We start from the raw sequence: 18326 nt of genomic DNA, 5'->3' as shown, positions 1-18326 counted from the left end.
TGCGCCCGGCTCACGGCGGCGCGTCACCGCGTGCGCGCTCCTGCCGGCGCACTTCCCCGATCCCCGTGAGCCGCTCCAGCTGGCGTACCGCCTGGACGGTGCGGTGGTTGCGGGCGAGCCGCTCCCGGTGGCGGTCGAGAAAGGCCCAGTACCCGGCGGTGTAGGGGCAGGCGTGCGCGCCGGTCCGTTCCGTCGGCTTGTGGACGCAGGGCCCGCACAGGTCGCTCATGCGGTGGATGTAGGCGCCGCCCGACGTGTACGGCTTGGTGGTCATCCGGCCGCCGTCGGCGTACTGGGACATGCCGACGACGTTGGGCACCATGACCCAGTCGTAGCCGTCCACGAAGCAGCGGTGGAACCAGTCCGTGACGGCGGCCGGGTCCCAGCCGCGTTGCAGCGCGTGACTGCCGAGGACCATGAGGCGCGGGATGTGGTGCGTCCATCCCGTGTCGCGCACCTGGGCGAGCACGGTGCTCAGGCAGCGGGCGTGGACGGAGTCGGCGTCCAGGTCCTGCCACCAGTCGGGCAGCGGCGCGCGGTGACCGAGGGCGTTGGAGTGCCGGTACTCCTCGCCGAAGTACCAGTACAGCTGCCAGACGTACTCCCGCCAGCCGGCGATCTGCCGGACGAAGCCCTCCACGCTGCCCAGCGGGGCCCGGCCCGCGCGCCACTCCGCGTCCGCCCGCTCGACGCACTCGGCGGGATCGAGCAGGCCGAGGTTGAGCGGGGCGGACAGCAGGCTGTGGCTCATCGTGGGGTCGGCGGCCAGCATCGCGTCCTCGTACGGACCGAACGTCGTGAGGCGGCGCTCGATGAAGCGGTCCAGCGCGGCGCGTGCCTCGGTGCGGGTGGCGGCGAACCGCCGTGGCCCGTCGCGTCCGACGAAGGACACGTCGCCGTCCTTCTCCCAGCGGTCCAGGTCCTGGCGGACCTCCTCGTCGATGTCGTCCTCGCGCGGCAGGTAGGGCCGGTCGACGGGGAGGGTCGTGGCGCCGCGGGGCGGCGGCCTGCGGTTGTCGTGGTCGAGGTTCCACCGGCCTCCGGCGGGCCGTTCGCCGTCCATCAGGAGGTCGTGCCCGCGCCGGACCCAGCGGTAGAAGTCCTCCTGGCGCAGGCTCCCGTCCCGGCCGTCCGCCCATGCGGCGAAGTCCGCCTGCGGGACCAGGAACCCGCGGGCGGGCCCCACGGTGACCCGCGGCAGGGCGCGCACCAGACGGAGGGCGGCGTACGAGGTGGGGTGATGGACCGTCACCGGGCGTCCGCGCGCCGCCTTCTCCAGGCCCTCGCGGTAGGTGTCGGCGCGCACGTAGGTCAGACGGTCGCCGAGTTCGGCGGCGCGGTGCCGCATGGCGGAGAGCACCAAGTGGGCCTTGGCCCGGTGGAATCGGCGCCGCCGGAACACCGAACGGGCCTCGATGAGGAGCAGGGGTGTGTCCCGGCCGGGTCCGCCCTCGCCCGGCGTGAGGAAGTGCGGGCCGAGCTGGTCACCGAACAACCAGTGCATGAGGGGCTCCTCGGTACGAGGTGTGCGGGGCGGCCGCGACGGCCACGGGTCATTTCCCGCGCGAACGCGCGTGCGCGGAACCGCCGTTGACGGCCGCCCGGGTGATGTTGCGGGCCATGCCGCCGAAGACGACGGAGTGGAACGGGGACACGGACCACCAGTAGGCGTGGCCCAGCAGGCCGCGGGGGTGGAACAGGGCCCGCTGGCGGTAGCGGGTGCGGCCCTGCTCGTCCTCCTCGGCGTACATCTCCAGCCAGGCGAGGCCCGGCAGCCGCATCTCGGCGCGCAGCCGCAGGAGCTCTCCGGGTTCGATCTCCTCGACCCGCCAGAAGTCCAGGGAGTCGCCGACGCGCAGGCGCTCCGCGTCCCGCCTGCCCCGGCGCAGGCCGACCCCGCCGACGAAGCGGTCGAGCCAGCCGCGGACGGCCCAGGCGAGCGGGAAGGAGTACCAGCCGTTGTCGCCGCCGATGCCCTCGATGACCTTCCACAGGGCTGCTCGCGGGGCGTCCACGGTGAGCTGCCGTTCGTCCCGGTAGAGGCTGCCGCCCGCCCAGTCCGGGTCGGTGGGCAGCGGATCGCTGGGGGCCCCGGGGACACCGGCGGAGGACCAGCGCGTGGCCACCTTGGCCTCGCGGACCCGGCGCAGTGCCAGGGCCAGCGCCTCGTCGAAGGGCAGCGGGCGGCCCGGCGGGTCGGGGACGTACTTCGCGATGTCGTGTTCGTGGCAGACGACCTCGTGCCGAAGCGACTCGGTCAGCGGCCGCGCGATGGAGGCCGGTACGGGCGTCACGAGACCGACCCAGTGGCTGGACAGCCGGGGCGTGAGCATCGGGACGGGCACGATGAGCCGCCGGGGCAGTCCGGCCACGGCGGCGTAGCGGCGCATCATCGCCCGGTAGGTCAGCACGTCCGGGCCGCCCACGTCGAAGGCCCGGTCGACGTCGGCGGGCATGGTGGCCGAGCCGACGAGGTAGCGCAGTACGTCGCGGACGCCGATGGGCTGCGTACGGGTGTGCACCCAGCTGGGCGTGACCATGACCGGCAGCCGCTCGGTCAGATAGCGCAGCATCTCGAAGGAGGCGGATCCCGAGCCGATGACGACGGCGGCCCGCAGGACGGTGGCGGGCACAGGACCGTCCAGGAAGATGCGGCCGACCTCGGCGCGGGAGCGCAGATGCGGCGAGAGGGAGTGCTCGGGTACGTCCCGTGGGGTGAGCCCGCCGAGGTAGACGATGCGCCGTACACCGCAGGCGTGCGCCTGTGCCGCGAAGATCTCGGCCGCGCGGCGGTCGGCGGCCTCGAAGTCCGCGCCGGTGCCGAGGGAGTGCACCAGGTAGTACGCGACGTCCACGCCCCGGAGCGCCGCGGCGACCGACTCGGCGTCCATGACGTCCCCGCGCACCGTCTCGACGGCGTCCGCCCAGGGGTGGTCACGCAGCTTGCCGGGCGAGCGGGCCAGGCACCGGACCCGGTGACCGGCCTCCAGGAGCTCGGGCACCAGACGCCCGCCGATGTACCCGGAGGCTCCGGTGACCAGGCACCGGAGCCCGTCCGCCCGCTCTCGGTCCGTGGCCATGGCCGTCCCTCCTCGCGCTCACGTACGCAGACCCACGCTCACGTACGCAGACCCACGCTCATGTACGCAAAGGCTTCACGATCAAGCGCCCTCGCGGATGCACCGCGCGCGGCAATCACCCGTCGGACGGATCGGGGGATGCGCTGTCGGACGGATTCCGGGGTGCGCCGCCGCGGGAGAGGACGCCGGGCCACCACGCCCGGGGGCCGATGTCGATCACGAGGGCGGGCACCAGGAGCGAGCGGACGACCAGCGTGTCGAGCAGGACGCCGAAGGCCACGATGAACGCGACCTGCACGAGGAAGGCGAGGGGGATGACCATGAGCGCGGCGAACGTCGCCGCGAGGACGACGCCGGCCGAGGTGATGACGCCGCCGGTGGTGGTCAGCCCACGCAGCACGCCCCTGCGGGGCCCGTGCGTCAGGGCCTCCTCGCGCACCCGGGACATCAGGAAGATGTTGTAGTCCACCCCGAGGGCGACCAGGAAGACGAAGCCGTACAGCGGTACGGAGGCGTCCGTGCCGCTGAAGCCCAGGATGTGCTCGAACACGAGCGCCGAGATGCCGAGCGTCGCGAAGAAGTTGAGTGCGACGGTGGCCACCAGGAGCACGGGTACGAGCAGCGAGCGCAGCAGCACGACCAGGATCAGCAGGATGATGCCGAGCACGACGGGCACGATCACGTTCCGGTCGCGGGCGGCCGTCTGCTGGGTGTCGTACTGCTGGGCGGTGTAGCCGCCGACCAGGGCGTCCGCCCCGGACACCGCGTGCACGTCCGCGCGCAGCCGCCGCACGGTCTCCTTGGCGGCGTCGCTGTCCGCGGCGGCCTTCAGGGTGGCGTCGATGCGCACCCGCCCGTCGACGACCTTGGGGGCGCCGCCGCCGGGCCGTCCCGACGCGGTGACGGGGGCGGCCGAGGCCACGCCCTTCGTGTCCCGCGCGGCGGCGGTGACCTGGTCGGCCCGGTCGGCGTCGGCGATGATCACGGCCGGGTTGCCGGAGCCGCCGGGGAAGTGTTCCTCCAGGGTCTGCTGGGCCGCGACGGACGGGGCGTCGTTCACGAAGGTCTCGTCGAGGGGCACGCCCTGGGAGGACAGGCCCGGGGCGAAGGCCGCGCAGGCGGCCAGGAGGAGCGCGGTCACCACCCAGGTACGGCGCGGACGCCGGTCCACCCGCGCGGCGATCCGGCGCCACACGCCGTGTCCCTCGACGGTCGCGTCGGAGGCCTTGGGCCGCGACGGCCAGTAGACGCGGCGGCCCAGCAGGGCCAGGACGGCGGGCAGGAAGGTGAGCGTGGCGAGGACGGCGCACGCGATGCCGATGGCGCCGACGGGGCCGAGGGCACGGTTGTTGGTGAGGTCGCTGGCGAGCAGGGCCAGCAGGCCGAGCGCGACGGTGGCGGCGCTGGCCGTGATCGCGCCGAAGGAGCGCCGCACGGCGGCCGTCGCGGCGGCGACGCGGTCGCCCCGCACGGCCAGTTCCTCGCGGAAACGCGCGGCCAGCAGCAGGGCGTAGTCGGTGGCGGCGCCGATCACGAGGATCGAGAGGATGCCCTGCACCTGTCCGTCCACGCGGACGACGTCCCGGTCGGCGAGGACGTAGACCACGGCGCACGCGAGTCCCAGGGCGAACACGGAACCGAGGATGATCACGAAGGGCAGCAGGACGCTGCGGTAGACCAGCAGCAGGATCAGCAGGACGGCCCCCAGGGCCACGCCCAGGAGCAGTCCGTCGATGCCCGCGAACGCGTCCGACAGGTCGGCCTGTGTCGCCGCGGGTCCCGCGATCCACACGGTGGCGCCCGGCACCTTCCGCGCGGCCTCGCGCACGTCGTCCAGGACGGCAGGAAGCTCCTTGCCCAGGTCGGGCGCGAGCTGGACGACGGCCTGGAGGGCCCGTCCGTCGTCGGCGGCGAGCGCGGGCGAGGGCCTGCCCACCACGCCTTCCCGTCCGGCGAGCGAGCCGACGGCGTCCCCGGCGCTCGCCCGCTGCGCCGGTGTCACGCGGCCCCCGTCCGCCGTCCACACGACGATGGCGGGCAGGGTCTCCGCATCGGCGAACGCCTCGCGGGCCTCCAGCGCCTTGGTGGACTCGGCGCTGCGCGGCAGGAAGGCGGCCTGGTCGTTGGTGGCCACCTCGCCCAGCTTCCCGGCGTAGGGGCCGAGCGTGCCGCCCACCCCCAGCCAGACGAGCAGCAGGACGACGGGCACGACCAGGCGGAGCCAACGCGGAGCAGTTCTCATGGGGATCCCCAGCAGCAGGAAGAACTATGTCAACGGCAAAGTATCTCAATCGTTGAGTGATCTTATACTGAGGGGCATGAGCGGCCGAGACACTCCCTCCGCACCTCTTCCGGACGAGGACCCCATCGGGTTGCAGTCCTTCGCGGTCCTGCTGCGGCGGATGAACGGCGAGTTCAACCGCATCGCCCAGGAGTTCGCGCAGGCGCAGGGCCTGCACCTGACCGATGTACAGGCGCTGATCGCGATCCTCGACGCGGACGCCGACGCCCCTTCCGACCCGGACGCGGCGGACGAGCCCATGACGCCCGGCCGACTGCGCAGGCAGCTCAACCTCACATCCGGCGCGGTCACCGCGTGCCTCGACCGGCTGGAGAAAGCAGGGCATATCCGGCGCGTACGGGCCGTCGACGACCGGCGCGTGGTGCACCTGCACTACGAGGAGGCGGCCAAGCGCCTGGCCCGGGACTACTTCCGGCCGCTGGCCCGGAGCACGGACACCGCACGCGGCCGGTTCAGCCGGGAGGAACTGACGGTCGTGGTCCGGTTCCTGGCGGAGGTGAACGGCGAACTCGCCCTGCTGCGGCACGAGCGCCCCGACGGGGGTGACCGGTCGGGATAGCGGGCGGGTGAGGCGGCCCGTTCGACGGGGCCGCCGAAGGGCCGGAGCAGGCGTCGACCGCCCCCGCTCACCCCATCAGCGGGGCGCGGCCCGTCCTCTGGAGAGGTGCGGCGAGGTCGGCGAGCGCCCGCTCCAGGCCGTGCAGGTGGGCGAGCGCCGGCTCGACGACGGCCGCGGCGGCGTGCGGCAGCTCGGCGAAGGCGTCGGCCGCGTCCGGCAGCACCCGCTGCGTCGTCAGCGCCTCGACCGCGGCCTCCACGCGCCAGCACGCGGCGGCCAGGCGGGCGTCGTGGGACGCCTCGGGGTCGGCGGCGATCGCGGCCAGGCCCCGCACCTCGCGGGCGCAGGCGTCGAGGAGGTCGAGCACCTGGCCCGCGCGTTCCTTGCGGGCCCGCAGCGGGCTGAGCGGGTGCACCAGCGGAGCGAGCGAGAAGCGGACCTTGCCGAGCAGCTGCTCCAGCTCGGCGACGCGCGGCGCGGGATCGGCGCTCTCCGAACCCGCGAGCCGGGCCGCGGCCTCGGCGGTGCAGGCGTGCACGCACCGCAGGGCGCGCTGGATCCAGGCGTCGGTGGTGGCGTGGGTCGTCACGGGCAGGACGAGGAGCACCGCAAGGACGGCGCCGAGGGCTCCCGCGCCGGTCTCCGCGACGCGCAGGGCGAGCAGCGCGGGGTCCAGCACCCCGAGGAGTCCGTAGAGCACCCCGGCCATCACCGTCACCGCGAGCATCATCCAGGTGTACGAGACGGCGGCCGTGTAGAAGATCCCGAAGACGCTGACGGCGACGATGAGCGCCGAGGGCACGGGCGCGCCGTGCAGCGGTATCGCGAGGACGAAGCCGACGCCGATGCCGATCACGGTGCCGAGCACGCGCCGGAAGCTGCGCACCAGGGTCTCGCCGCTGGACGCGGTGTTCACGAAGACCCACCAGGTGGCGCCCACGGCCCAGTACCACCGCTCGTGGGACAGCACCTGCCCCAGGGCGAGCGCGAAGGCCCCACCGGCGACCGCCTGGACGGCCTGCCGCGTGGTCGTCCGCGCGAGCCCGGTGCCGCCGGGCACCGGGGGCGCGACGGGGACCGGCCGCCGCCGTTCGTAGCACCACGCGCCGAACCGCACGGCGGACGAGGCGCACAGCGACAGCAGGACGGCACCGAACAGCTCGGGCAGCTGTCCCGGGACGGTGTGCAGGAATTGCGTCGCGAAGAACATCATGAAGCCGAACACGCCGAGCGAGTGCCCGCGCGGCCCCCACCGCCGCGCGTACACCCCGAGGCCCATCACGGCGAGGAAGGCCACGTCCCGGGCCACGGGTACGTCGTGCAGGCAGGCCGCGAGCGCCAGCACGGGGAACCCGACGACGGGCAGCAGGGCCGTGGTGACCGCCTGTCCGCGCACGGTCGCGTCACCCACGGTGAAGAGCGCGAGCAGCGCCGCCAGACCGCCGGTGATCGCCGCGACGAGCGAGTGGCCCGCGACACCGCAGACGGCCACGGCGAGCGCGATGCCGAGAACCGCGCGCGAGGCGAACCGCAACCTCATCCGCCCCGGATCCGGCGCCACGAACACCTTCTTCACCACAGCTCCCCCGCCCCTTCCGCATCCGTCTCAGCTTGCCCACATGAAAAAGGCGCCACGGAGATCCGCAGCGCCATCGACAGAGCCATCAGACCATCCCACGCCCCCATGGCTCAACCGAACGTCGAGCGACTGAGCCAATGGCCCACCCGGAACACCTCACAGTGACCATCAGGTAAGCCAATGGATCACAGCGCCCTCGCACGCAACACACGTCGGCGCCCTATCAGGAACCGCAGGCACGCAGACGCCCCCTACGTCGCCACGGCCGCCGCCACACGCACGGGCCCCAGTGTCACCAGGCGGCCCCGCCCATAGCAGCAACTTCCCGGTTAGCGAAACCGGTATTCCCACGCAAAATTTTGACCACCTCAGCCCGAGGAGGCCATCTCCATTTCCAGAAAGGATCTCACCGTGAAACGGTTCATGAACGTCAAAGAGACCGCAGAGTTCTTGAATATGTCGACCACATGGCTGTACAGGGATGCGCCGCGCCTTGGGTTGAGACCCTACAAGTTCGGAAGGGACAAAACGCCAAAATCCAGTTCAGGACGTCCGAAGTGCGGCTATGGATAAGCCAGCAGCACCTCTAAAGGTGGTCAATCACTACTGAGTTTGAAATCATGAAGTCGTCGCGACGTACCTGCCGGGGTGGGATTCATGCGCCAGTGCCGTTACCCGTCACCCGCGAATCCCGCGGCTACGACGCGGGCAAGAAGATCAACGGTCGCAAGCGCCACCTCGTCGTCGACACCCGCGGCTTGCCGCTACTGGTCATGGTCACCCTCGCCGACCTCCACGACTCGGCCGCGGCCAAGGAAGTCCTCTTCCGGCTCCGCCTGATGCACCCCGAGATCACCATCGTCTGGGCCGACCGGGCCTATGTGGGCAAGCTCGTGACCTGGGCCAAGCGGTACCTCAGCCTGACGATCAAATCCGTCAGCCGTCCCAAAGACACCACTGGTTTCGTCGTGATCCCCAAACGCTGGGTCGTCGAGCGGAGCCTGGCCTGGATGGTGAATGCCCGCCGGCACGCCGGGGACTACGAATGGCTCGTCCAGCACTCCGAAACCCTCATCACGTGGGCAGCCATCACGCTCATGACCCGCCGCATCACCCGCTGACCGGGCAGTGCTCCGTCACGGCACCAGCCGCAACGGAGCAGGGTCATCCGGCAGAGCAGGGACACCCTCGTCCGCCTGGCCGTCTTCCAGGTCTTCGGTCAGCAGCTTCCGCAGCAGCAAAAGGGCTGCGGCATCGGCCACTTCTGCAAGACGTTCGAGCAGTCTTCGGATGGTTTCGTCCTCACCCTCGCGAACTGCCGCAACCACACGCCGGAGGAGGTCCTGGGTCACTGCCCGCACCAACTCGCTGTGAGTGTCCGAGGGCCTGGTGGCCTACCTCCACCAGACGGAGACCAACGCCGCCACGACCGTTCCTGTAGTGAACACCGTCATCACGCCCCAGAGCGACGGACGCGGCCCGGCAGGCGGCCGGGTACACCGCACCGATCCGGCGACTCGTGCACCTAACTCTCCAGCCAGTACGCGCCCCTCAACTCCGCGAGCACCCCACCCGACTCGCCGCCCAACTCTCCGTCGCACTCCACACCTACAGCAACGCGCCGCAACCCCATCAGCAACGGTGAGCGAGGCAGACCCGAGAAGCCTTCTCAGGCAGCTGTGTTCTGCTGTTGATACGGGCTGAGTCAACTTGCCGCTTCGTCAGTTTCCACGTTCTGCGCAGGTCCGCCCCGCGCAGGTCTGCCCCGGTCAGATCCGTACCTTCCAGGTAGGCTTCGCTCAGGTCCGCGCCACTCAGGTCCGCGCCGCCAAGGTCCGCATCGCCCAGGTACGCGTCGCTCAGGTCTGCGCCGGCCAGGCCTGCGTCGCTCAGGTCGGCGTCGGCCAGCTTCGCATCCCGCAGGTTCGCTCTGAACACGTCCGCGAACTTCAGGCTTGCGTCGCTCAGGTTGGCGCCGCGCTCAGGGGTGCCCGGCATCATCGGCAGCACCGGCGCCGTCCGTTCCAGGGCCTTGATCTGCGGTTTCTCGTCGACCGCGAAGACGGCCGTGTTCGCCGGCGGGGCGAGATACAGTCCGACCACGTCACGGATCTTGTCGATCAGCAGCGGGTCCGGAGAGATCTTGAAAGTTTCGTGCGCCAGGGCTGCAGAGGTTGCAGGTCAGGAACGCCTTCGGGTCTTCGTAGACCTGGAGGCGGGGGTTGGCGACCAGCGCGCGTAGTTCGCGTTTGCCGAGGTACGTCCCGGCGTAACGGTTCTCCTCGGCGCCGTCGTCACCGAAGGAGCCCGGCGACACCAGCGCCTTCTCCACTAGGACGTGGAAGGCGTCCGTGTCGGTCGCGGCCAGCAGCGCCGAATGGTCCGTCCAGGCGAGATGCGCGATCTGGTGGGCGACGCTCCAGCCGGTCGAGTTCCTCGCTCTCCTCGCGCAGGTCGTCGAGCACGGGCGTCGGATCGGACACGGGACGCTCCCCTCGGGCATGGCAGCACCGAAGAAAACAGGCAAGCAAGCATGCCTGCAAAATTGTGGCCGTTCGGTGCACGCCCCGGGGCGAGGGCTGCGCAGACCCTGTGTGCTCAATACACTCGGCGATCGCGCCCATCGCGGCGCACACTCGCATATCGGGGGACGAACGATGAGCAACTGGAACCCAGGCGGACAGCCGCCCCAGGGGCCACAGCCCTACCAGCCGCAGCCGCCTCAGCCCTACGTGCCGCCACAGCCCCAGCCGCCCTACCCGGGGCCGCCGGTGCCGCCGCCGGGCGGGCCGATCACCCGGCTGCGGCGGCGGATCGGCCCCATCCACACCGCGCGCAGGGTCTTCACCCCGTCACGACCGGGCATCGTCTCGGATCCTGAGGTGACGCGGATGCGCAAGATCAGGACCCTGGTCGGCGTGGGCGCGTTCCTGTGGATGTCCTACGCCTACAAGCTCGCCCCCAAGCTCAGCGATGCGGCGGACGAGCAGGTCGACAAGTCGTGGACCAGCGCCCTCGTGCTGGCGGCGACCCTCCCGGTCGTCGTCGGCGTCCTGTATGGCCTGGCCGCTCCGGCGGCGCGACGGGACCTGCTGCGCCGGGCGGGGCGGTGCTTCGGCGCGATCGTGGCCATGATGGCGGCAGCCTCGGTCTTCCCGATCATCGTGCTCTCAGGTTTCTTCGAGGGCCAGGAACCCCTCGCAGAGGGCCACTTCACCGTGACGAAGGGCCTCATCCTCGCGGTCACCCTCTTCATCCTCTTCTGGGTGACGCCGTTCGTCGTCTGGGGCGTGGGACTCGCCGTCCAGCACGTGTTCCGCACCGCGGACATCCACGAGACGGTGCCGCCGCTGCTGATCATGGCGTTGGCGTGGGAGATGGCACTGATCGACATGTTCACCGGCGCCCACGAGGGCGTGCCGACGGCGATCCGGTACGTGTTCATCCTGGGCGCCCCGCTCTCCGTCACGACGGTGGGCCTGTGGGAACTGCACCGGCTGCGCGTGCACTACGGGCTGGGGATGCGGGGACTGCTGATGCGCTAGGAACCGCGCCTCGCAGGACGTACTCGTGACCTGGCTTTGAGTTCGTGGGTCGCCACATGAGGCATCCCCTCTTTCAGATTGCGGCGTGCTGCTGCGGCGGGTAACGCGCTCGCGCGGTGCTGCCTGGATGGGCGATACCCGGCTGGAACCTGTCGCATTGTCGGAGGCCGAGCGGCCGACGCTGGAGAGCTGGGCCAAGCGCCGCTCGACCGCCCAGGGACTGGCCGTTCGCGCACGCATCGTGCTGGCGTGCGCGAACGGCTGGAACAACACCTTGGTCGCCGCGCGACTCGGTGTCGGCAGAGATACCGTGCGCCGCTGGCGCACACGGTTCCTTGCCCGGCGACTGGACGGACTCGCCGACGAGCCGCGGCCGGGGTGCCGCGGACCATCACCGATGCCCAGGTGGAAGAGGTCGTGGTCCGCACCCTGGAGCAGACGCCACAGGGCGGGACGCACTGGTCGAAGCGGGAGCTGGCCAAGGTCGTGGGGATCTCGCCGGCGAGCGTGCTGCGGATCTGGCACGCCTTCGGCCTGCAGCCGTGGCGGACTGAGACCTTCAAGATCTCACCCGACTCGTTCCTGATCGACAAGATCCGCGATGTCGTCGGCCTTTACCTCGCCCCGCCGGCCAATGCCGTCGTCTTCGCGATGGACGAGAAACCACAGATCCAGGCTCTTGAGCGGACCGCACCGATCCTGCCGATGATTCCGGGAGTGCCCGAGCGGCGGAGTTTCGACTACGTCCGGCACGGGACCGATCTTCGTTCATGGGGCGGGATGATCTCACTGATGAACAGGGGGCAGTGTTGGAGCCGTTGTTGCCGACGGGGACGTAGTCGGGGCAGCCGCCTGTCTGGCCTCGGCGGCAGTTGAGCGACGGCATACGGTTCCGGGTCCGAACGGGCGTTCCGTGGCGGGACGTTCCCGTCGAGTACGGACCGTGGGGCCGGATTGCGACTCGTTCCGCCGATGGCAGCGAAACGGCACCTGGCACCGGGTCTTCAGCCGGCTCCAGTCCCTGGCCGATGTGAAGGGTGCGGTCGTGTGGGATCTGAGCGTCGATTCCACGGTGTGCCGCGCCCATCAGCACGCGGCTGGAGCCCGGAAGCGAGGTGATCTTCAGAAGGAAGCGCCGGGTGGTGTCTTCACCGAGCCCCGAGATCATGGACTGGGGCGTTCGCGCGGCGGGTTCACCACCAAGGTGCACCTGGCCGTCGAGCAGGGCCAGAAGCCCATGTCGATCGTGGTGACGGCCGGGCAGCGCGGCGACTCGCCGCAGTTCGAACCCGTGCTGAGGAAGGTCCGTGTGCCTCGCATCGGGCCAGGCCGGCCGCGCGTCCGTCCTGATCGGGGGCGTGCTGATAAGGCGTACGCCTCCCGCAAGAACCGCGGTTGCCTTCGTCGCCGGGGGATCCGCTGCACCATCCCGGACAAGGTCGACCGGGCGCGCCACCGCAAGCAGCGCGGCTCGCGCGGCGACCGGCCGCCGAAGTTCGACTCAGTCGACCAACGTGAGCGCCACGCGGTCGAGTGTGGGATCAACCGCCTCAAGAGGTACCGTTCCGTCGCCACGCGATACGACAAGCTAGCGGTCCGCTACGAGGCGGCCGTCCTCATAGCGGCCGCCAGCGAATGGCCGTGACCAGCACACATCAAGTGCGTCCAAAACCAGCCCGCAGGCATGGAGGTGCTCTCACTCCGCGGCGGCATTGAGGAGAATCTGCGCCAGCTCGCGCGGCTGGGAGAACATCGGCCAATGGCCGGTGTCCATCTTGACCAGCCGCCAGCGCTTGCTGGTCAGCAGCTCGGCCACATCTTCGTCGGGCTCGGCGTCGTCGGGCTCGGCCCCCGGCATCACGCACAGGATGTATGTCGCCGGAAGTTCAGCGAGCGGCCCTGCCAGCACAGCGGGCTCGGTCAGCGTTGCACCTGGGTGAGGCGTCGAGCCGCGCACAAGGCGTGCGATCTGCTCATCGTTGAGACCTTCGCCGTCAAAGTGAGCAGCTGGCGCGAGGGGCCAAAACCCTCCGTTCTCCGCGATCGATGCCTCCACTGCCGCCCCGCCGTCCGGCCAGGCGGAGACAAACGACTCGCCGTCAGTTGGAACACTTGAGTCGACGAAGACCACGCGGGCCAGTCGGTCACCGATCCGCTCCGCGGCCTGACCGACCGGGATGCCCGAGTAGCTGTGACCCACCAGGACTACGTCACGCAGACCCTGGCGTTCTACCTCGGTAACGATGTCCTGGACGTGAGTCGCTTGCCCCGCCGGTACACCCTGCTTGTCAGCAAGACCGGACAGCGTCAACGGATAGACCCCGTGGCCGGCCGCGCGCAGATACGGCACCACCTCGCCCCACGCCCACGCCCCGAGTCGTGCACCTGCAACCAGCACGAAATTCACCATGCCCGCACCGTAGCCGGGCAGCCTGACGATCTCCTAAGGGCTGTCCCGCAATTGATCTTCGACTCGGGTTGGACGCGGGGCCCCTGGCACGGCTTGCTCGCCTATCCGGCGAGGGCGAGGCTATGCGGGCGGGCGACGCCGAGCATGGCGTGGTGGACCCCGTCGCCTTTGAGGGGGCAGTCGCGCAGGATCTTCCAGCTCTTCATCCGGGCGAAGACATGCTCGACGCGGGCCCGGACCTGTTTGTGGGACTTGTTGTGTGCCTTCTTCCAATCGGGCAACTCTTCGCCTTTGCACCGGCGATGTGGCATGACGAGTCCTGTGCCGGGATAGCCGCCGTCCGCGATCGTTGTGGTCCTGCCAACGGCGGCTTTGGCGCCGGATTCTGTCCATGCCTCAACATAGGTCAGGGGATGTGGAGTTGGATCGTTCCGGATAAGATTTGGAAGATCGCGAAGCCGTTGATTCCGCCGTGGAGAAAGTCTTCCGCCACGGCGCCAGCGCCGCCGGTATCGCCTGGTCCAGCCCGGCCTTGCGGGCGGTCTCGACCAGCGGCACGCCCCCGGCCTGGGACACCATGGCCCGGCCGCCTCCCTCAATGCGGACATGGGGGTACGACCCGATACGCTTCTTCACCTGGGAAGTGCATCCGACGGGGCGGGAACAGAGGACCTCGACAGTCCTCATTCGCGCTGGTCCGAGGAGCTTTCGCTTGCCTAACCACCCGTCGGACAGCACGTTTCACGAGTGTGCGGTCAGGAGTTCCAAGGCTTCACGGGCTCCAGCCGCAGCCGTCGGTTCGGCCAGGGCGCCGGCTCGGCCTGGCCGAACCAGATCCGGACGTCTGCCCCGGTCCGGACGGGCAAGCGGGGAAAGTCGTTTTCGGCGTGCTCGGTGCGGTGCAGCGCGTGGCCCGGGCCCAGGTGCCGGGCGGCGTACGTGTCGAAATCGGCCGCGTCAGTGGGGTAGCAGACGGTCGCGAACACCTCACTCGTGCCTGGCTCCGGTGTGAAGCCCGGGCCGCGCAGCAGCAGGACGTCGTCGCTGTCGATCATGGTGGCGTTGGCGGTGTCGCGGTGCTCCCGCCAGACCGGGCCGGTGTAGAACGCTTCCAACGCGCGTCGGCGGTGCTCCATGTCGGGGAACGCGCGCAGCCAGACGAAGCGGTCCGGGTCGTCCAGGTCGCGGAACCGGCCACCGACGGTGATGCCGACCGCCTGCTGACCAGTCACGAACTCACGCTCGAACAGCTCGATCAGCGTCTCCCGGGCGCCGGGATACAGGGTGTACTGCCGGAGTTCGACGATGCTCATGCGGTGGCCTGCCCAGTGCGCGTGAGGTCCATGGTCCAGTTGTTGTCCATGCGCCGCAGATTAGGGCCGGTCTGCTGACATCTAGCGTCAGTGGATACTGAGCGGCATGCGTGCGAGCCGGCTGGTCACCCTGCTTCTGCTGCTCCAGAACCGGGGCCGGATGACGGCCCGGCAGCTGGCCGACGAACTGGAGGTCTCCGTCCGGACGGTCTACCGGGACGTCGAGGCGCTCGGTGCGGCTGGTATCCCGCTGTACGGCGCCGCCGGCCACGCCGGCGGCTACCGGCTGGTCGACGGCTACCGGACCCGGCTCACCGGGCTGACCGCGGACGAGGCGCAGGCCGCGTTCCTCGCCGCACTCCCCGGCACCGCCGCCGAACTCGGCCTCGGCGAGGCGCTCGCCACCGCCCAGCTCAAGCTGCGAGCCGCCCTTCCGACGGAGCTGCGCGAGCACGCCGAGCGGATCCAGGAACGCTTCCTGCTCGACGCACCTGGCTGGTACGGCGGCGCCGACCGGGTGCCCCACCTGGCCGCGGTCGCCGGCGCGGTGTGGGCGCGGCGGGCGGTGGTACTGCGGTACCGGCGCTGGCGGGCGCCGGAGGAGATCGAGCGACGGGTGGAGCCGTACGGGCTTGTCCTCAAGGCCGGCCGTTGGTACCTGGTCGCTGGCGGGCCGTCCGGGATCCGCACCTACCGAGTCGACCAGATCCTCGAAATCCGTTCGCTGGAAGAAGAGTTCGTCATTCCGGACGGGTTCGACTTGGCCGGATACTGGAACGACTATCTGGCCGACTTCCGAGCGCGACTGCACACATCGGAGGCCCTGGTGCGGCTCACACCGGAGGGCGCCCGCCGCCTCGGTCTGACACCCACGGGTGACGGGTGGGCGGAGGCCCGCGTGCCCATCGAGTCGGTCGACCACGCCCACCGAGAGTTCCTGCGACTGGGCGCCGATGTCGAGGTCCTGGCACCGGCCGAACTACGCAACCGCATCGCCGAGACGGCACGAACCCTAGCCACCCGCTACGAAGGGTGACCCCTGGGCAGAAGGTTCTCCCGACCCGGGCACCGGCCACTCGCACACGCGTGTAGGACCCGACATGCCTCTTCACCTGAGCAGTGAAGCGTTCCTGACCGCGCCAAGACTCTGAACAAGTCCCATCGCGCCAGGTCAGCGGCACTCCTCACTTCGTTGACCACGCGTCGGCCAGCCAGGCTCGTGAAAGCACGAGGCTAACGATGCCGCATAGACGCCACGTTCGCCCGCGCAGCCCCGTGCGCCTCTCCGTCGTCGGCGTGGTGCGCCGTGTCGAGCGGAGAACCGTCACGTTTTGCGGAGGTGCGATCGACATCCACTGCGGTGAGGGCTGGCCGCCGGTCGCACGCCCCTCACATCTCAGCCAACATTGCACAGTTCCATGGTTGCTGTTTACAGCAACATCCCGATGAGAAGGCCACCTCCCACTCCTGGCGAGCGGGCGCCAACACAGACCTCGCCGAGAAGGGCGCCTCGCTCGCCGAACGCAACCGGGCTGGACGGTGGGCAGACGGCTCCCACACCGCCGACACCGTCTACGACCGACGCCACGGCGTCGGCACACGCGACCCGCTCGACGAGGTCCCCCAGTACGGCGGCCCGGCCCGCGCCGCCGTCGCGCACGCTCGGGTAGCAACGTCTGCCGAGGTCACGGATGCGCTTCCCGACGAGTTGATGAGGATCCCGAAAGTCCCCGGGGCTGCTCTCGGTCCCCACTCCGTTCGGCGCTAAACCAAGATGCCGCAGCCGCCGACCTTCCGAGGACCGGACCGACTCGGCCCGTCCGTGTCGGACGGCCGACATCGCGGCCTGGCCCGACTACAAGGTCCCTGCCAGGAACGGCAGGACCACGTCGGCCATCTCGTCGGGTACTTCCTCGGCGAGGTCGTGTCCGGCGTCGAAGACGTGCCCGGTGACGTCGTGGGCCATGAGCCGCATCTGGGATTCGTTGCGGTCGCCGATGAAGGCCGAACCACCGAGCGCCAGCACCGGGATGTCCAGCTTCTTCTGTGCGGCCTGCCGGTTCTGTTCGGCGTCGACGAGCATCGCCCGGTATATCGAGAGCATCGCGCGGATGCCGCCGGGCATGGAGTAGCAGCGCACGTATTCGTCGACCGCGTCGGGGGTGGCGGTGTCGGGGTGGCTGCGCTCGAACTTGATCATGTAGGTGATCAGCTCGCGCTCGTGCCCGGCGATCAGCATCTCGGGTACGTCCGGCTGGAAATAGAAGCCCAGATGCCACAGGTGCAGGCCACTGGCCACGTTCTCGGGGGTGAGGGCGGTGTGGTCCTCGAAGCCGAAGCCGGGGAACAGGGCCTCGGCGAACACGAGAGCGTTGACGTGGTCGCGGTGGCGGGCGGCGAGCTGGTAACCGATCACCGCTCCCCAGTCCTCGCCGATCACGGCGTACGTCTCGTGTCCGAGGTGGCTCATCAGCTCGGCGATGTCGTCGCTCATCGTCGCGGAGTCGTAGCCGTCCGCGGGGCGGGCGGAGTCGCCGAGGCCGCGGAGGTCGGGTACGACGACGGTGTAACGGGGCGTCAGCTTCGGGACAACGTGGCGCCAGTGGTAGCTGGTCTTGGGCACGCCGTGCAGCAGCACCACGGCGGGGCCGGACCCGGCCGTCCGGTAGTGCAGACTCGTTCCGTTGACGGCGGCACGGCCGGTGCGCAGGGGCGTTGTGGTGTGGTCGTACATCATGACGTGGGTGCTTCCTGTCCTGGGTGGGTCGATGCTGGGGGGACGTGTCGTCGTGGCGGGGGCGGGCGCCTCATTTTCTGGATCGATCGTTACGGATTCGGGGTACGGGAGGCGCCTGGCCGAGGCCGCGGACCCCTCAGTCGAGAGCGGTCAGGGCGACGTCCACGAGGGGTTCGAGTGCGGAGGCGTCCGGTGTGATCTTCGAGGAGACCAGCAGCCCGTTGAGGAAGGTGACCAGGAACGCGGCGACCGCGTGCGGGGCGTGCCGCGCCGCTATCTCGCCCCGCTCCATCGCGGCCCGCAGCACCTCGGTCAACGCCTCCCGGCTCGCGTCCTGCATGTCGCGCACGGTGCGGCGGGTCGCCGCGTCCTGGGGCAGCCGCTCGCAGACGGCGTTGACGGCCAGGCAGCCTTGGCCGCCGTGCCCGACGGCGATGCGGATCCGCTCCGTCAGCAGCGTGCGGATCGCCGTGCGGGCGTCCACCCCCTCCTCCAGGCCACGCAGGGCGGTCGCGGCGAGGGTGGTGCGGTAGTACTCCAACGCGGCCCTGTACAGGCCGTCCTTGTCGCCGAACGCCGCATACAAGGACCCCTGTCCGATCCCCAGGTGCTGGGTCAGATCGCGCACCGAGGTCGCCTCATAGCCACGCGTCCAGAACAGCTCCATCGCGCGGCTCACAGCCGCCTCGGTGTCGAACTCCCGGGTTCTTGCCATGACTCCACCGTAACTTATCTGGATCGCACGATCCAGAAAGCGTGAGAGTGACTCGTGAAAGCGACTGGCGGTGCGAGCCGATGGTC

The 18326-nt window shown here is 70.2% G+C and carries 14 protein-coding genes and 6 pseudogenes; 6 read left to right on the top strand and 14 right to left on the bottom strand.

Annotated features, from left to right (window positions below):
• Window positions 1–10 precede the first annotated feature (10 nt).
• From AB0L89_RS15715 to AB0L89_RS15705, 3 genes are all read right to left on the bottom strand, one after another.
• On the bottom strand, window positions 11–1504 hold the full coding sequence (locus AB0L89_RS15715; RefSeq protein ID WP_365140467.1) for a cryptochrome/photolyase family protein: 1494 nt from the start codon (window positions 1502–1504) through the stop codon (window positions 11–13).
• A gap of 49 nt (window positions 1505–1553) precedes the next feature.
• Window positions 1554–3080, bottom strand: a complete 1527-nt coding sequence (locus AB0L89_RS15710; RefSeq protein ID WP_365140464.1) for an SDR family oxidoreductase — start codon at window positions 3078–3080, stop codon at window positions 1554–1556.
• A 115-nt stretch (window positions 3081–3195) separates the two neighbouring features.
• Window positions 3196–5322 (bottom strand): MMPL family transporter, encoded by a 2127-nt coding sequence (locus AB0L89_RS15705; protein ID WP_365140461.1) that lies wholly within the window; start codon window positions 5320–5322, stop codon window positions 3196–3198.
• A 76-nt stretch (window positions 5323–5398) separates the two neighbouring features.
• Here AB0L89_RS15705 and AB0L89_RS15700 point away from each other — a divergent pair, with 76 nt between their 5' ends.
• Complete coding sequence (locus AB0L89_RS15700) at window positions 5399–5941, top strand: MarR family winged helix-turn-helix transcriptional regulator (protein WP_365140458.1); 543 nt, start codon at window positions 5399–5401, stop codon at window positions 5939–5941.
• Window positions 5942–6008: 67 nt separating this feature from the next.
• Here AB0L89_RS15700 and AB0L89_RS15695 read toward each other — a convergent pair whose 3' ends face one another.
• Window positions 6009–7520, bottom strand: coding sequence for an FUSC family protein (locus tag AB0L89_RS15695; protein WP_365140455.1), 1512 nt, complete (start codon window positions 7518–7520; stop codon window positions 6009–6011).
• Between the two features lie 683 nt (window positions 7521–8203).
• Between AB0L89_RS15695 and AB0L89_RS15690 the strand changes: the two are divergent.
• Window positions 8204–8638, top strand: a pseudogene (locus tag AB0L89_RS15690) (transposase); the annotation flags it as partial.
• 18 nt (window positions 8639–8656) lie between these two features.
• Here the strand turns inward: AB0L89_RS15690 and AB0L89_RS15685 are convergent.
• From AB0L89_RS15685 to AB0L89_RS15670, 4 genes and pseudogenes are all read right to left on the bottom strand, one after another.
• The gene (locus tag AB0L89_RS15685) at window positions 8657–8872 is read right to left on the bottom strand and encodes a hypothetical protein (protein WP_365140452.1); all 216 of its coding nucleotides are present in this window, start codon (window positions 8870–8872) and stop codon (window positions 8657–8659) included.
• 280 nt (window positions 8873–9152) lie between these two features.
• Window positions 9153–9518, bottom strand: a complete 366-nt coding sequence (locus AB0L89_RS15680; protein WP_365141056.1) for a pentapeptide repeat-containing protein — start codon at window positions 9516–9518, stop codon at window positions 9153–9155.
• Window positions 9498–9674 (bottom strand): annotated as a pseudogene (locus AB0L89_RS15675) (IS630 family transposase); the annotation flags it as partial. The gene AB0L89_RS15680 and the pseudogene AB0L89_RS15675, both read right to left, overlap by 21 nt.
• Before the next feature lie 124 nt (window positions 9675–9798).
• Window positions 9799–10003 (bottom strand): annotated as a pseudogene (locus AB0L89_RS15670) (wyosine base formation domain-containing protein); the annotation flags it as partial.
• Window positions 10004–10411: 408 nt separating this feature from the next.
• Here AB0L89_RS15670 and AB0L89_RS15665 point away from each other — a divergent pair.
• From AB0L89_RS15665 to AB0L89_RS15655, 3 genes and pseudogenes are all read left to right on the top strand, one after another.
• The gene (locus AB0L89_RS15665; protein WP_365140449.1) at window positions 10412–11065 is read left to right on the top strand and encodes a hypothetical protein; all 654 of its coding nucleotides are present in this window, start codon (window positions 10412–10414) and stop codon (window positions 11063–11065) included.
• Between the two features lie 127 nt (window positions 11066–11192).
• The gene (locus tag AB0L89_RS15660) at window positions 11193–11651 is read left to right on the top strand and encodes a helix-turn-helix domain-containing protein (protein ID WP_365141053.1); all 459 of its coding nucleotides are present in this window, start codon (window positions 11193–11195) and stop codon (window positions 11649–11651) included.
• A 184-nt stretch (window positions 11652–11835) separates the two neighbouring features.
• A pseudogene (locus AB0L89_RS15655) lies at window positions 11836–12710 on the top strand (IS5 family transposase).
• A 51-nt stretch (window positions 12711–12761) separates the two neighbouring features.
• Here AB0L89_RS15655 and AB0L89_RS15650 read toward each other — a convergent pair.
• The 4 genes and pseudogenes from AB0L89_RS15650 to AB0L89_RS15635 all read right to left on the bottom strand — a co-directional run bounded on the left by AB0L89_RS15650 (window position 12762) and on the right by AB0L89_RS15635 (window position 14788).
• Complete coding sequence (locus AB0L89_RS15650) at window positions 12762–13475, bottom strand: alpha/beta hydrolase (RefSeq protein WP_365140446.1); 714 nt, start codon at window positions 13473–13475, stop codon at window positions 12762–12764.
• A 101-nt stretch (window positions 13476–13576) separates the two neighbouring features.
• Window positions 13577–13861, bottom strand: a pseudogene (locus AB0L89_RS15645) (transposase); the annotation flags it as partial.
• A gap of 97 nt (window positions 13862–13958) precedes the next feature.
• Window positions 13959–14111: pseudogene (locus AB0L89_RS15640) on the bottom strand (IS1380 family transposase); the annotation flags it as partial.
• A gap of 119 nt (window positions 14112–14230) precedes the next feature.
• Window positions 14231–14788, bottom strand: a complete 558-nt coding sequence (locus AB0L89_RS15635; RefSeq protein WP_365140442.1) for an NIPSNAP family protein — start codon at window positions 14786–14788, stop codon at window positions 14231–14233.
• Window positions 14789–14894: 106 nt separating this feature from the next.
• On the opposite strand from AB0L89_RS15635, the gene AB0L89_RS15630 reads away from it, so the two are divergent.
• Window positions 14895–15824 carry a YafY family protein gene (locus AB0L89_RS15630; RefSeq protein ID WP_365140439.1) on the top strand — a complete coding sequence of 310 codons (930 nt, stop codon included), beginning with the start codon at window positions 14895–14897 and terminating at the stop codon, window positions 15822–15824.
• A gap of 819 nt (window positions 15825–16643) precedes the next feature.
• Here AB0L89_RS15630 and AB0L89_RS15625 read toward each other — a convergent pair.
• Window positions 16644–17525 (bottom strand): alpha/beta hydrolase, encoded by an 882-nt coding sequence (locus AB0L89_RS15625; protein ID WP_365140436.1) that lies wholly within the window; start codon window positions 17523–17525, stop codon window positions 16644–16646.
• 136 nt (window positions 17526–17661) lie between these two features.
• Window positions 17662–18240 carry a helix-turn-helix domain-containing protein gene (locus AB0L89_RS15620; RefSeq protein ID WP_365140433.1) on the bottom strand — a complete coding sequence of 193 codons (579 nt, stop codon included), beginning with the start codon at window positions 18238–18240 and terminating at the stop codon, window positions 17662–17664.
• Window positions 18241–18326: the final 86 nt, after the last annotated feature.

It is taken from the genome of Streptomyces sp. NPDC052114 (genome assembly GCF_040680155.1).
Lineage (GTDB): Bacteria > Actinomycetota > Actinomycetes > Streptomycetales > Streptomycetaceae > Streptomyces.
The sequence above is the reverse complement of the archived record's forward strand: the minus strand, read 5'-3'. Positions and strand labels throughout refer to the sequence as shown.